This window comes from Peribacillus alkalitolerans (assembly GCF_010882125.1).
In the GTDB taxonomy this organism is placed as follows: Bacteria; Bacillota; Bacilli; order Bacillales; family DSM-1321; genus Bacillus_BN; species Bacillus_BN alkalitolerans.
Genome location: NZ_JAAGVZ010000002.1, coordinates 319023 through 334467, shown reverse-complemented (window position 1 = coordinate 334467; position 15445 = coordinate 319023). Strand labels below are relative to the sequence as shown.

Here is a 15445-nt window from a genome sequence, read left to right as displayed (position 1 = left end):
CAGAATGAATTAGTCGTTATTATCGTTCGTGACTGGGTCTTGAAGTAATTTCATTGAACACAAAGAGGTGATGCTGACTTAATGGCAATTGCACTATCGATTAATTAAAAGCAATTGAAAAGTAATGGATAAACCTAGAGGAGGTAAATCATGTCACTGTCAAAAATAATTAAAAACTTAGCAATTGTGGTAGCTTCTGCACAGATGATTAGCATTACAATTCCAGCATTTTCAGGAACTGCAGATGCTGCAGCTAATGATGGAATAATAGCATCAAATCAAATGAAAGTTGAGGTAGATAAGAATTTTCCAAGAGTAATAAAGTATGAGTTAAACAGCAAAGTATTAAATGGCTCAGAAGATGTATTAAACACAATAAGAATTAACGGAACAGACTATGTACCGAAAGTAACCTACACAGAAGCAGCAGATAATAAAGCTGACTATGTTCTAACCGTTGATGAGTTAAATGTAGTAATATTTCTATCCATAACAGTAGAAAAGAATGCACTTAATTTTGAAGTAACAAAAGTAGAAGAAAATGGTCCAACGAGAATACACACCATTGAAATTCCAAACCATAGCTTAGTATCGGTAAGAAGTAAAGAAGCGGGCGCAGAATTTGCCGGTTCCAGAATGGAAACTGCTGTTTATAAAAAAGGTGATGTGTATCAACCTGTATCAGGTACTCCTACGGTAGATAGTACACCAAAAAACTATATGTACGCGTTCATTAACAATGATGAATTGGCAGCGAGTGTTTGGTCAAATGCATTTGGTGATACAAATAAATATGCAGACAATGACAACCACCGTATTGTTAAGCAGACTACAGAGAAAACGGGTTATTCTCGTACAGCTTTGTGGAGTGCTTCATGGGTATATCGTGGAAATGAAATGCCTGATGATATAACGGAGCCATTACCACACGCTAAAGTAGTGATTACAGAAGATGCAAATGGTGATTATCAAATGGACTGGCAGGATGCAGCAGTTGCATACCGTAATATTATGAACAATCCTGTTGGCAGCGACAGAATGTCTGAACTTGTTGTTCACCGTATACCAATGAACTTTGGTAGCCAGGCAACAAACCCATTCTTAAAGACATTAGATGAAACAAAAAAAATATATTTATCAACTGATGGGCTTGGACAGTTTGTGGAACTAAAGGGTTACCAAGCAGAAGGTCATGACTCGGCACATCCGGATTATGGCGGACATATAGGTGTACGTCAGGGCGGACAGAAGGATATGGATACTCTTGTAAGAGAAGCACAGAGCTATAATGCTTTCATGGGTGTACATATTAGTGGTACAGGCGCTCACCCAGAAGCAATGGCTTTTGATGATCAATTAGTTAATCTCAACAAAGCCGGTTGGGACTGGCTTGACCAATCATATGACTTTGATGACCCAACATACCGTAGAGAAGTTTATACTGGCAATAGAATGAACCGTTTACAGATGTTAAAGGACGATGCACCAACACTTGACTTTATTTATGCTGATGCATGGTATGAACAGGGCTTTAATGGAAGAAGATTTGCAAGAGAAGTGAATTCTTTGGGATGGACCCTTGCTACTGAGTTTCCAAATGTATTAGAAGATGAAGCCGTTTGGAATCACTGGTCAGTTGACTATGATTACGGTGGAAAACACACAAAGGGCTACAGCAGTGACATCGCAAGATTTGTAAGAAATAACCAGAAGGATACTTGGATAGTTCGTCATCCAATCCTCGGTGGTACTGAGGCAACAGATGCTGAAGGATGGCAGGGTAGAGTAAATTATGATGAAATGATCGATGTTGTATTCAAAACAAATCTACCAACCAAATATCTGCAAAGCTTCCCAATGACGAAGTACGAAGTAACCAATAATGTGGGACGAGCTGAATTTGAAGGAAATGTTGTCGCCGAAAGGACAGAAGACGGAAAAAGAGTATTCACAAAAGATGGAAAGAAACTTCTTGAAGAAGATGTAACAATACAAGATGGAACAAGTAACGGTAAAGTTTATGATGATGTAAGGTTCAATAACCTCCAATATTTGTTACCATGGTCGCCAAATGCTGATAAGACAGAAAGCGAATTGGCTGGTGCTGAAGAAAAACTATATCACTATAATGAAGTTGGCGGATCATCTACATGGGAACTTCCAAATAGCTGGAACAATGTTTCAACAGTTAAGTTATACACATTAACAGATACCGGTAAGAAAGATAAAAAAGTATTAAACGTAGTTAATGGCAAAATCACGATTGATGCAGAGCCAAAACAAGCTTACGTTGTATACAAAGGTGATGTTTCTGTAACTGCTGAAGATATGGAGTGGGGATATGGAATGCCTACAAAGGATCCAAGCTTCAACAGCGGAACATTAGATCACTGGAAAGTAAAGAGCGGTGCTGCAACAGTAGAACGTAACAATCGTGGACAATATGAATTAGTAGTAAAAGAAAACAATGAAGAGACTGTATTAGAAACTAAATTATCAGGATTGAAGCCAGGAACATACTCAGCTTCAATATATGTTCAGGTTGGCAATACACCAAACAGTACAAATGCTAGCGATCCAAACACTGCAGGAAATGCAAAACGTAAAACGACAATTGGTGTTAAAAATTTCGGCGGAGCAAACATAACTAACTATACTGAAAGTTCACCGCTTAAAAACTATATCTCAGCTGACTCAAAGCACAGCACAAATATGCAGAGAATGAGAGTAGTATTTGATGTAGCAGAGGGACAGGAAACTGCAAAATTATACTTGAAAGTAGCTCCAGGAACAGCGACTGTAACATTTGACGATGTACGCTCTGTACCTACAAAGAGAGTTGTTCCACAATCTCCAGATGTTGTACTGGCTGAGGATTTTGAAAATGTTGACCAAGGTTTGACTCCATTTGTTATATCAGATGCTGACGGAGTAAGTGATCCACGTACTCATTTATCAGAATTACACGCTCCATACACTCAAAAAGGATGGAATGGAAAAGCAGTTGATGACGTATTAAATGGCGAATGGTCCATTAAGTCCCATAAAACTGGTAGCGGTCTCATCATGAGAACATTACCGCAGACTTTAAGATTCGATAAAGGAACAACTTACGAAGTATCATTCAAATATGAAAGTCAGTTTGATAAGAAGATTAATTTCATTGTTGGTAACAGTACTAAGGAAGTTATGAATGTACCAATGCCACAGGCAACCGTTCCTACACAGTTCACTGTTAAATTTACAGCAAGTACAGAAGATTTCTGGATCGGAACAAGAAATACGGCTGGAGGTTCAGCAGGAGACTTTATCCTTGATGATCTAGTGGTTAAGGAAGCAAAGGATGCTACAATTGAACCGCTGCCAATTGCACCTGTTGACTTATCTGTTATCCCTGTAGATGGTATCAAAGCAAGTGCAACTGGTTATCAAGAAGGTGATAACCCTGAAAATGTTCTTGATGGAAACACAGGTTCATTGTGGCACACAGCTTGGGATGGAAGCGATACATTACCACAATCCATTACTCTTGATTTAGGTAAAGCTTACAATGTAAACAGATTAGATGTAACTCCAAGACAGGAGACTAATAGTAGAGGAGAAGCAAGTGGTAATGGCTTCATTACAAAATTTGACCTATATGTTAAGTATGCAGATGCTGAAGACTTTACTAAAGTTGTTTCAAATGGAACATGGGAAAGAACAGTTGCTACAAAACAAGTAGCAATTGATAGTTCAAAGCCAATAACTCATGTTAAGTTAACAGCGTTAGAAGGTATTAATGGTTGGGCGAGTGTAGCTGAGATGAGAGTTGCACAAGAAGCTCCATCCATAACTGGACCAGATATCGATGAGGTCAGCACATCAGTGGGAATGCATCCGGAAATGCCTTCAACAGTAAAGGCAACATTGAGCAATAATACAGAAATGGAATTGCCAGTTCAATGGCCAGCAATTGCCCCTTCAAAATATGCTGAAGAAGGATCATTTGAAGTGGTAGGACATATTAATGGCGTTGAAGCTGCAGCTATTACAGCTACTGTATCTGTAACGGCTAGTGAAGAAGTTGATATAGTAGATGCAAAAGTGATGAATGTTTACACTACAGTAGGAACTTCACCTGTTATGCCAGAAACTGCGAAGATGATCACATCAAATGGTACAGTTATAAATGTACCTGTAACTTGGGATAAAATAGCTAAAGATAGCTATAAGAATGTTGGATCATTCAGCGTAAATGGTAGGGTAACAGGAACTAAAATAAAAGCTCAGGCTATTGTTATAGTAACAGTTCCAAGGGTACAATCCCTGAATTTCCTGAAGTAAAAGTAAGTACAGTAATTGGTAAAACACCCATACTCCCAAGCATGCTTGAAGTAAAAAAGAGATTTGACCGCAGGTACTTATAGATTAACTATCACTCTTGATGATGGAAAATCATATCCTGTTCAAATTAATCTCAAATAAATAATATTGTAGAGGAAAGAGGATGACTTTCTCTCTTTCAATGCTAGATTACGTGAATAAAAAGAGCCAGCGATTAAAACTTGCTGGCTCTTTTCATGTCATAAAGTAGCTTTGAGCATTTACATTTTTCGTTGATGCTCTTTAATATTTATATTTATTAAAGATGCCAATTTATACTATTATTAACATGAGGTGGTAATTATATGATAAAGAATAGAAGTATGTCGAAGAAATTTATTAGTAGTTTTATTTTATTTATAGTTATTCCCTTTATCATCACTAGTGTTGTTGTTAATAAGCTTTATGAAAGAGTTTTGGTTTCTCACTACATTGAAAAGACTCAGCAAAATATGGAACAGCTATCAATGGATATTGAGCTTGAGCTAAGAAGGATATCCCTCAATGTAGCAAAGGTTTCCAACGAAAATGAACTATTACCTCTTGTAAGTAGTTGGTATGAGGAAAAGGATTCTGTTAAAAAGCTTGAAATTTCCACAAAGATAGAATCAAAGCTTGATTATTTATTTGCCTATCAAGGAGAGATAAATTCAATCGTATTTTTTTCAAAGAATGGCCAGATATTTAAGTATAAGAATCCTCTATATAAAAATGATTCTGATGTAAAAGACAGTTCATTGTATAAGGAAAGTATAAAAAATAAAGACAAAGTAATAAGTATAAATAATTTTAATAGCTCTGATGATGTAAATGCTAATGGAGTTGATTTTTTAGTTGGAATTAGTCCTGAATACAGTTGGTACAATACAGCTACTGAGTTTATATATTGTGAAATTAAAACAGAGGTACTAAATTCTATCTATTCAAGATTTACATATGATTCTGTAGGAAAAATGATTATCGCTGATCCCAAAGGGAAAATTGTAATATCACCGGACAAAAGTTTGCTTGGGAAAAATGTTTCTCAAGTAGAATATCTTAAGGATATTAGAAATAAGGACCATCATTTTTATAAATATAATTATAAAAAAGAAACTATGCATATATCAAAATATACTTCAGAAAAGTCAGGATGGGCTGTTATCAATATAATTGACGATCAGGCACTAACAAAGGATACCTCGAACATTATGAAAATACTATTTGCTATTTTTTTAGTATTCAATTTGTTTTTTCTTTTATATTGTAAAACCTTCTTTAAAGATATTTTAAAGCCAATAAAAGAACTTATAAAAAAAATGAAAGGTATTAAAGATGGAAGGCTTGATGAAATCACAAATACCAATACTAATTTGGAAGAAATTAATGAGCTTGGAAGCAACTATAATAAGATGATTAAGGATATTAAGAACCTTATGGTAGAGAGGGATATGAAGGAAAGAGAACGTTCTAAGGAAGAAATGAAGGTCTTACAAGCTCAAATAAATCCCCACTTCATTTATAATACCTTAAATGTAATTAAATTAATGGCAATGATCTCAAAGGCAGAGAACATTAGAAAGGTAACAGATTCCTTTATGAAGCTTTTATCTGCAACCTTTAGAAGTGAATCCACCTTTATTCCTGTAAGAGAAGAATTGGAATATCTTGATTATTATGCAGATATAATGAAGGTTCGGTTTGGAGATGATTTCAATTTAGTGGTTAAGGTGGAGGAAGAAGTAAGAAATCTTTATATTATAAAATTGATATTACAGCCTATAGTTGAGAATGCAATCGTTCATGGAATTAATGAAATTGATGGAGAAAAAAATATCATTATAGCTGGATATGTGTCAGAGGAAAATCTTATCTTTGAAGTAGAAGACAATGGTAAAGGGATGACAGAAGAAGAAATTGAAAGTATTTTTACAAGTAAAGAAAAAAGCAACACAAGCTTTAATCATATTGGAATAAAAAATATTGAAAGCAGGATAAGACTTAATTGTGGACAAGGGTATGGAATAAAAATAGAAAGTGAAAAGAATAAATTTACAAAAGTAAAACTTATACTTCCTATACTAATGAAAACGGAGAATTAAGTATGTATAAAATGCTTTTAGTTGAAGATGAACCTATTGTAAGACTTGCATTAAAGTCCTTGATAGATTGGAATAATTATGGTTTCGTAGAGGTTTTAGAGGCATCTAATGGAAATAAAGCTTTAGAGATACTTAACGCTAGAGGGGATATTGATATAGTTATAACAGACATTAATATGCCTGTTATGAATGGCATTGAGCTTATTGAGGAAAGTAGACGACTGGGCATTAATACTGAGTTTTTAGTGTTAAGTGCTTATGATGATTATTCACTTGTAAGAAGTGCCTTTAAGCTTGGAATAAATGATTATATTTTAAAAACAGAAATGGAACCGGATAAAATTCATAAAATGGTTATGGCTGCTTTAGAGGACAAAAAGAGAAAAAAAGGGAGTAAAATTCAGAGTGTTAATAGAAATGAACTAGTTAGGAAATTAATTGCTGGAGATCTTACTAAACAGGATTTGGAGAATAGTGCACTAAGATTAAAAGGAGAAAATTATATTTGTTGTTCTCTACTTATTGACAGTTTTAAGATAGTTAAAAATAGGTATGAGGATAATGATCTTAAGGAGCTTATGAGTTCTGTAACAAATGCTGTCATTCAACTCTTTGAAGTAGTAAATATGGGAGAAATTCTACCCATGTCTCCAGAAGAATATGGGATTATTTTAGCAATCGACAATTCAAATGTTAACTGTTTAAAGGAAAAACTTTCAGATATTTTAAATAAAATAAGAAATGCTCTTTTGAATTTTTTAAATATTGAAGTAACTATTGGTATAAGTGAAGTTAGCAGCGATATTACAAAGATAAGCTCACTAATTGATCAAGCTCAGAAAAATGCAAGATTTAGATTTATTTATGGCAAGGGAAAAAATATATATCCTGAGAATGTTGAAGAGTTAAATAAGATAAAGAAAACTAAGAATTATAGAATAACTCAACAAATATTTATAGAAATGAGTAAGGACAATGGGCTTTTACAAGCGTTGGATAGGTTAGATGAAGAAAAGTGTTTAGAAGAGATGAAAAGGGTTTTTCAGTTGAATGAACTATCTGGAGCAAGTGAAATGGAAAGCTACTATATATATTATTTAGAGATCGTTTTAATGTTAATTTACTACATAATTAAGGATGAAGAAGATAATCTTGAAGCTATTATTGAAGAAGATTTGGATTTTTATAGTGAAGTAAGAAAATTTGATACTAAATTAGAAATTGAGGAATGGATACTAATGCTTCTAACAAGAGTTATTCATTCTTTAAGAAAAATAAACCAGAGGGAGAATGCGGCAATTAAAAAGGCAAAGGATTATATTCATAAGAATTATGGTGATAGAGTTACCCTAGATATGGTAAGTAAATCTATAGGATTTAGTAAGGCATATTTCAGTAAAATATTCACAGAAGAAACAGGGTATAACTTTACTACATATTTAACTAATATAAGGATAGAAAAGGCAAAGGATTTTTTAGCTAAAACTGATCTGAAGATATATGAGATATGTGATAAAATCGGTTATCCTAACATTGAACATTTCAGCAGAACCTTTAAAAAACATGTAGGCATTAGCCCTATGCAGTATAAAAATGACAGAATGAGGAAGTGTTCCAAATGAAAGGACTATTTAGCTTTGATGGACCATTGTACAAGTTTTGTGTATTAGTTTATGAAACCTTTATGTTGAATTTATTATGGTTTATAGGAAGCTTGCCTATTGTGACAATTGGAGTTTCCACTTCTGCACTTTATTATGTTTATGGAAAAAAGGTAAGAGAAAATAGCTATAACCTATATAGTGACTTTATTAAGGGATACAAAGAAAATTTTACGCAAGCTTTACCAATAGGAGCAGTTATAACAATAATTTTATCTTTCAGTATTTATAACATCTTTAAATTAAATAATTTGGGCAGTGCTTATCTATGGCTTCAGGGCGTTCAACTATTTATTATCTTTCAAATACTACTTATAAGTGTTTTTATATTCCCTTTAATAGCAAGGGTTAATATGAATCTTATTGATATACTTAAAAATTCACTTATTTTAGCTTATAAACACATAGTTAAAAGTACTACATCTGTGGTACTCCTTATAGTACTAATATTGTTTACCCTATATAAGCCTTCCTTTGTATTATTTTTCGTTAGCTTTTATGCTCTAGTTTCCACCTATTTTTTTGAGAAGGTACTTAAAAGCTATATTACGATCTAAACCAAGTAATAAAAACACCTTTACTTTTGCAAGGGCACTGAATAACCGCCATTTGTATGAGTAACGGAGAAACAGCAAAAAGTAACGGCGCTGATTTCTATGAATACATAAGGAAACTTTTGACGGATCTACCGAATCTCGGCATCCATCAAAATCCTGAAATATTAGATCAATACATGCCCTGGTAAAGATTCAGGCAGAATGTAGCAAATATATGAAGTAAGTCGAATATTCGATTGAAAAAATCAGAAAAACGGCTATTTGTGATGCGTACCGGAAAGGTGCGCTTATTTTTATACTTAAAGAATATATAAATTGGCAGCAAAGAAGTAGGTCGACGTCGTGGCAAATTTTAGGATTAAAGTATAAGTGCAACTAGGCAATCGAAAGCAGCTAGGCTTGGCGCTAGCCGAGTTTTCTAATGAGGTAAGAAAGTATAAATTTTTGAAGTTAGAACAGTGTCTAGCTCCATCGCCCAGCGACTAGTGTACTTCGCCCACCTCCCTACGATAAGTCAACATCGAATCACTAACGTTCTTCGTGTTTCCTTTATCTCAGTCGGAGTGCTCCAGTCCATACGTCGCTAAACGGGCGCTTGCGCTTTTCTTATGATTCGGGCTTACCATTAATCAATTAGGCTAGTTTAAATAAAGTGGATAATATAAATCAAAGAAACATTAAAATATATCATTCAATAAAATTGTAAAAATATTTAAATTATAACTATATAGTGAAAAGGGGGAAAAAAAGTGGTTAAAAAGAAAATATTTAAAAAATTAACCTTAGCTTTAGTAGGAGCAACACTACTAAGCACCATTGCTGTAGGGTGCTCGAATACAAATAGCGCATCAACAGATAGCGATAAAAAGGTAACGCTAAAAATCGCTCTTTGGGGTGATGACGAGTATAAGTATATGTCAGAAACTAATAAGATTGCAGATGCTTATAAAAAGGAGCATCCAAATGTAAGTTTAGAAATAGAAAAAATTGCACCAAAAGAATATGATAATACAATGAAAATTAGAAGTTCAGCAGGTCAGTTACCAGATGTATTTCCAATTAGACAAGCAAATCTTTCACTTTATGCGGATATTATGGTACCTCTAAATGATTTAAAAGCAACTGAAAACAATTTATATGCTAAGGAAATGATGATTAAAGGAAATGTAATAGGTTTACCAGAAGCAGTATTTAATGAATTTGTTTTTTACAACAAGAACATTTTCCAAGAATACAATTTAGAAATACCTAAGACTTGGGATGAGTTTATAAAGGTTTGTCAAACAATAAAAGATGGTAAGAAATATACACCACTTGCAATGGGTTTAAAGGATTCTTGGGTAAATTATCCATTAAATGAATATATGCCAATGCTTGAAGCTGGTGATGGACAATACTACAACAAGATGGCTAGCAAGGATGATCCTTTTACAAAAGGAGAGCCGTTCTACAATGCATATACAAAGATTCAAAAATTATATGATGCTAAGGTGTCAGGAGATGATCCATTAGGATATGGATGGGACCAGCAAAGAGCAATGTTTGTAGCCGGAGAAGCTGGTATGTTAGCAGCTGGCTCCTGGTATAAGAGTGATTACATCACAAATGGTGGTAAGGAAGAGAACTTAGGAGTTTTCTTATTACCGACAAGGAATACTACTAGCGATCCATTCTACACTACTGCAATGACTGAATTCTTCTGGGGAGTTCCTAAAACTAGTAAAAATCAAAAGGAAGCAAAAGAATTCCTTGAATGGTTCTATGGTGATTATTATACTCAGCTTGCTAGTACTACTAATATTAAGCCTACAATGAAAGGTGTAAGTTATAACGATGAATTCTTTGCTCAAGCCTTTGAAGATGTTGATGCTGAGCCAGTAACCATTTTCTATGATGATAATTATAACAAGGTAATGAATGCCATGAAATTTGATGTTAAGGGCATAGGACAACAAATGGTGGCAGGAAAAACTAGTTTAGATTCTATAATGAAAGATTTAAATACACAATGGAAAAAAGCAAGAGGTAACTAAAAATTAAAATAATTAATTTGAAGAAGAATAAAGTGCCTTAAGCTACTTTATTCTTCTTTTAATTAGCAGGCTAGGAGTCGGGTTATGTTTAAAAATAATAAAATAGAGATGCAGAAGAACTTTGTGCTAGTTACTTTTTTATTTATTCCCACTATTTTAATAAGCTTATTTATGATATATCCATTAATAAATCTAGTAGTACTAAGCTTTACAAGCTGGGATGGTCTGAGTCCTACAAAAACCTTTGTGGGATTAACAAATTTCAAGAAAATAATATTTGATTCACCGGAGGTATGGGTATCGCTTAAAAATAACGGGGTATATTTTGTGGGGCATTTACTTTTTATACCTATTGAATTATTTATAGCATTCTTATTAGACAAAAGAATAAGATTCAGTAAGATGTTCAAAACTATTATATTTTTACCTTATATAATTAACACAGTTGCAGTTGCATGTATGTTTATGTTTCTTTTTAGCTCACAGGATGGAGTATTAAATAGTATGCTGCAGTTTTTTCATATGGATAATATAGGATGGCTTAGCGACTCGGAAATTGTTAATTATTCTCTTACTGGAGTTTCTCTATGGAAATTTTCTGGTATCCATATAATACTTTTTTTAGCGGCATTTCAATCCCTTCCAACGGACATGATTGAAGCATCTATTATTGATGGAGCAAGTACATTTAAACAGTTTTATCACATTGTATTACCAAATATAAAGCCTGTTATTGAAATAGTATTATTTTTGAACATAAGAGGCGCCTTGCAGATATTTGATATTCCTTATGTTATGACTAGCGGTGGGCCAAATCATGCTAGTGACACTTTTACATTACAAACTATAAATACAGCCTTTCAATATCAAAATTTTGGATTAGCCTGTGCAATGGCAATTGTATTGATGATCATCATCATAATTTTCTCCATTATTCAAAAAAAATTATTTAACTTAAAGGGGTGAGAAAATGGAAGCGAACTTAGAAATAAAAAAGGAAACCACTATTAATATTAAAAAGAGCTATGGCAGTGTAGGGGGAGTACTAAAAATACTACTATTTATATTTATTTCAGCTATTGTAATTTTACCAATACTAATAACAGTTTTTGCATCATTTAAAAGCTTACCTCAGATTGGTTCAGAATCAGCACTTAAACCACCTACTAGTTTTAATTTTGAAAATTATAAAGAGGTTCTTAAAAGTGCAAATGTGTTTACTGGATTTAAAAATTCCATGATATTGGTTGTAGCTTCAGTTGTTATAAATTCTTTACTTAGCACAATGGTTGCATATTGTTTAACTAGATTTGATTTCAAGTTAAAAAAAGTATACTTTGCAATATTCCTAGTTGGATTAATAATACCAGGAATTGTTACTGAAATATCAAGATTTGGATTAATGACTCATATTCATGTATATGACACTCTTTTAGCACCCATACTCATATATGCCGGTGCAGATTTAATGCAAATATACATATATAAACAGTTTTTAGAGCAGATACCGGTTTCGGTAGACGAAAGTGCCATGATGGATGGAGCATCTTATTTTACAATTTACTGGCGAATAATTTTTCCTATGGTGATTCCTGCAACAGCTACTTTGGGCATACTTAAAGCTGTTGATGTATTAAATGACATGTATATACCATTTTTATATATGCCAGGAGTAGAGCATAGAACGTTAAGTACTTTACTTCTTAATTGTATACAAGATCCTAGAACTTCTTCTATTCCAATGTTAAGTGCAGCAGCGGTTATAGTTATGGTTCCAACTCTATTAATCTACTTTATATTCCAGAAATATATTTTTAGTGGAATAGCAGCAGGCGCTGTGAAGGAATAGTGTGTTGATAGGAAAGTTATTCTTTCCTATCGGATAAAAATTTTGGAGGAAAATCAATGATTACTTATGACCAAAAAAGCTGGAAAATTAATAATGAAAGAATTTTTATTTTATCTGCTGCTATCCACTATTTCCGCCTTCCAAGAGCGGAGTGGAGTGAAGTCTTAGATAAGGCGAAAGCAGGGGGATGCAATACCATCGAAACGTATATCCCTTGGAATTTTCATGAAATGAATGAAGGGGAATGGGATTTCTCTGGCGATAAGGATTTAGCGCATTTTTTTCAGTTATGTGCTGACAAAGGACTGTATGTGATTGCAAGACCAGGGCCCTATATTTGTGCTGAATGGGATTTTGGCGGATTTCCTTGGTGGCTATCTACGAAAAAGGGGATTCAATATCGTTCCGCTGAACCTATCTTTTTACAATATGTGGATAAATATTTTGATCAAGTCATACCAATTATTAATGAATTCCAATTGACGAAAAAAGGGACCGTCATTATGGTTCAAGTAGAAAATGAATTCCAGGCATATGGTAAACCTGACAAACAGTATATGGAATACTTAAGGGACGGTATGATGGAGAGAGGTATTGACGTACCATTTGTTACTTGCTACGGAGCCGTTGATGGGGCTGTCGAGTTTCGCAATTTTTGGTCACATGCCCAGTCGCACGCAGAGACCTTAGATGAGCGGTTTGCCGATCAGCCGAAAGGGGTTATGGAGTTTTGGATTGGCTGGTTTGAATACTGGGGCGGAAATAAAGCGGATCAAAAAACTCCAGAGCAGCTCGAACGTGAGTGTTACCAGCTATTGAGTAATGGATTTTCTGCAATCAATTATTATATGTATTTCGGCGGCACCAATTTTGACCATTGGGGTGGTAGGACAGGTGGAGAACAGATTTTTTCCACGACATCGTATGATTATGATGTTGCCATTGATGAATACTTGCAGCCAACGAGAAAGTATGAGGTATTAACAAGATTTCATTCATTTACCAAATGGCTTGAACCGGTATTCACAAATGCAGAACAAATGGGTGCGGATCTAAAACTTCCTAGTTATTTAATATCTAAACGGGTTGTTAGTCCCCATGGTGAAGTGATATTTATTGAGAATACTAGACAGGAAAGAGTTCAATCACAGGTTTTACTGGATGGTGAAACGATTCCGTTTACGATTGAGGCGAATGCGGTTTTACCGATTGTCCGTCATGTGAACGTAGGAAATCGCTTTTCCATTGTGACACTCACAGGTCAGACAACTGGATTCGATAACGATAAGGCGGTCATTTATCATGAGGCAGGGCAGCGTTCCTCTTTGAAATTACAACTTTATAGAAAGGCAGAAGTTCATTGTCCAATGCCGAATCGCTTTGAAATCAGTGAAGATGGCATCATTACGATTCATTTATTCCATGGAAACCAGCCGCAAACCGTTCAGCTTAACTTTGAAGATGGTACCAGTTATTCGATTGAAGTGGTTTCAAGAAAATCTGTAGAAAAAGCGGTTCCTCATTTGGAAAAGAGTTCAGCAAATCATCCATTACATTGGGAAGCGGCAGATGAAAAGCTTTGTTTTATAAGCGGAAACGTGAAAGAGGCTGACAAACCGCTTGATTTTAGTAGCTTCGGACAGTTTAGCGGGTATATTGGTTATGAAAGCGAATTTTATGCTGAGGAAACGAAGGATACAACGATTGTTTTTACGAGAATTGAGGATCCCGTTTTAGTCTTCTGTAATGGTCAATATGTCGGCAAGCTTAGTATGATTGGGGCTGCAGCTATTGAGGTTCCTGTTAAGAAAGGGACAAATACATTAACCTGCCTTGTCCAAAATATGGGAAGATATAATTATTCTCAAGCCATTGGTGAACCAAAAGGGATGAGTGAAGCGCCTGCACTTAATGGTAGGTTTTTATCAATACTGGAAGGATGGCAGGTTGAAGGGTGCGGTGTACATCATCATTTAGCCAACATCCCAAAAATTGAAGGGCGTATTGGGTTTTTGAATTCCTTCTTCAATGACGGCTATGATCGTGCAATTCTCGTTGGTGAGGGAGTTTCACGAGCCCAGGTGAATGGAAGGTCAGTAAAAATGTTGATGGAAAGTCAAACGGCTTGGTCAAGAGACAGTGCTGTATACGGTGTTGCAGATATTAGCGATGCCTTAAAGCAGGGAGAGAATGAATTAGATTTAGATGTTCAGAATGTTTCAAGTATAAGCCGGTTTGATCTCTATTTATTTAAGGAAGAGGAGCAAATTTGCAACTGGAAAACAAAATCATTTGCCCAGCTAGCAGAGGAAAAAGAATGGACAGTTGTGGATTCGCAAACGACTTCTCCACGCTGGTATAAAAGTTCTTTTGATTGGAAGCCAGAAAACGGTCCGATTGTAAAAATTCGGTTAGATGGTATGAGTAAAGGGTGTTTTTGGGTTAATGGCCAATGTTTAGGCCGTTACTGGAACATTGGCCCGCAGGAGGAATATAAGATTCCTGTCTCGTTATTAAAAGAACAAAATGAAATCGTAATATTTGATGAAAATGGCATAAAGCCAGATCAGGTCGTTATTCATTCATATATTACTTTGATAGAGAAAGATAAAGAATTTGCCGTTAATTTACAGGCGCATTAATCATTAACTTAATTTAGTGAATCATGGGGACGGTTCTGCTGCTTCTTTTGAGTTTCTAAAGAGCACATGCATCCTCTATACGCTAAAAAACTCGAATAAAAGTGTCAGGCACCATTCGTGGACAATTTCTCAATTTTTGTCCAGGGGTGGTGCCTGACACTGTTTTCATAAACAATTTTAGTGATAATGCACTACTTTTAAAAAAGTTTTATTTTCTTAGAATAATATCTTGTTTATAATTAGGAATTGCAGCTGAA

The 15445-nt window shown here is 34.6% G+C and carries 8 protein-coding genes and 1 pseudogene; all 9 read left to right on the top strand.

From position 1 onward, the window contains the following. The first annotated feature begins 150 nt into the window (after positions 1-150). A complete protein-coding gene (locus G3O09_RS03975; protein ID WP_240338325.1) occupies positions 151-4326 on the top strand; it encodes an endo-alpha-N-acetylgalactosaminidase family protein in 4176 nt (1391 codons plus the stop codon). 344 nt (positions 4327-4670) lie between these two features. Then, positions 4671-6446, top strand: coding sequence for a sensor histidine kinase (locus tag G3O09_RS03970; RefSeq protein WP_163100183.1), 1776 nt, complete (start codon positions 4671-4673; stop codon positions 6444-6446). 2 nt (positions 6447-6448) lie between these two features. Then, a complete protein-coding gene (locus G3O09_RS03965) occupies positions 6449-8068 on the top strand; it encodes a response regulator transcription factor (RefSeq protein WP_163100182.1) in 1620 nt (539 codons plus the stop codon). After that, the gene (locus tag G3O09_RS03960) at positions 8065-8664 is read left to right on the top strand and encodes a YesL family protein (protein ID WP_163100181.1); all 600 of its coding nucleotides are present in this window, start codon (positions 8065-8067) and stop codon (positions 8662-8664) included. Before G3O09_RS03965 ends, G3O09_RS03960 begins: the two co-directional genes overlap by 4 nt. A gap of 47 nt (positions 8665-8711) precedes the next feature. After that, a pseudogene (locus tag G3O09_RS22960) lies at positions 8712-8887 on the top strand (transposase domain-containing protein); the annotation flags it as partial. A gap of 526 nt (positions 8888-9413) precedes the next feature. Further along, positions 9414-10697, top strand: a complete 1284-nt coding sequence (locus tag G3O09_RS03955) for an ABC transporter substrate-binding protein (protein WP_163100180.1) — start codon at positions 9414-9416, stop codon at positions 10695-10697. A gap of 84 nt (positions 10698-10781) precedes the next feature. After that, positions 10782-11663, top strand: coding sequence for a carbohydrate ABC transporter permease (locus G3O09_RS03950; RefSeq protein ID WP_163100179.1), 882 nt, complete (start codon positions 10782-10784; stop codon positions 11661-11663). Positions 11664-11667: 4 nt separating this feature from the next. Further along, the gene (locus G3O09_RS03945) at positions 11668-12546 is read left to right on the top strand and encodes a carbohydrate ABC transporter permease (RefSeq protein ID WP_163100178.1); all 879 of its coding nucleotides are present in this window, start codon (positions 11668-11670) and stop codon (positions 12544-12546) included. A gap of 56 nt (positions 12547-12602) precedes the next feature. Further along, positions 12603-15188, top strand: coding sequence for a beta-galactosidase (locus G3O09_RS03940; protein ID WP_163100177.1), 2586 nt, complete (start codon positions 12603-12605; stop codon positions 15186-15188). The last annotated feature ends 257 nt before the right edge of the window (positions 15189-15445 follow it).

What these genes read in the sequence shown, in the direction of transcription:
- G3O09_RS03975 (WP_240338325.1), top strand. Translation starts at nt 151, where the DNA reads ATGTCACTGTCAAAAATAATTAAAAACTTAGCAATTGTGGTAGCTTCT.
- G3O09_RS03970 (WP_163100183.1), top strand. Translation starts at nt 4,671, where the DNA reads ATGATAAAGAATAGAAGTATGTCGAAGAAATTTATTAGTAGTTTTATT.
- G3O09_RS03965 (WP_163100182.1), top strand. Translation starts at nt 6,449, where the DNA reads ATGTATAAAATGCTTTTAGTTGAAGATGAACCTATTGTAAGACTTGCA.
- G3O09_RS03960 (WP_163100181.1), top strand. Translation starts at nt 8,065, where the DNA reads ATGAAAGGACTATTTAGCTTTGATGGACCATTGTACAAGTTTTGTGTA.
- G3O09_RS03950 (WP_163100179.1), top strand. Translation starts at nt 10,782, where the DNA reads ATGTTTAAAAATAATAAAATAGAGATGCAGAAGAACTTTGTGCTAGTT.
- G3O09_RS03945 (WP_163100178.1), top strand. Translation starts at nt 11,668, where the DNA reads ATGGAAGCGAACTTAGAAATAAAAAAGGAAACCACTATTAATATTAAA.
- G3O09_RS03940 (WP_163100177.1), top strand. Translation starts at nt 12,603, where the DNA reads ATGATTACTTATGACCAAAAAAGCTGGAAAATTAATAATGAAAGAATT.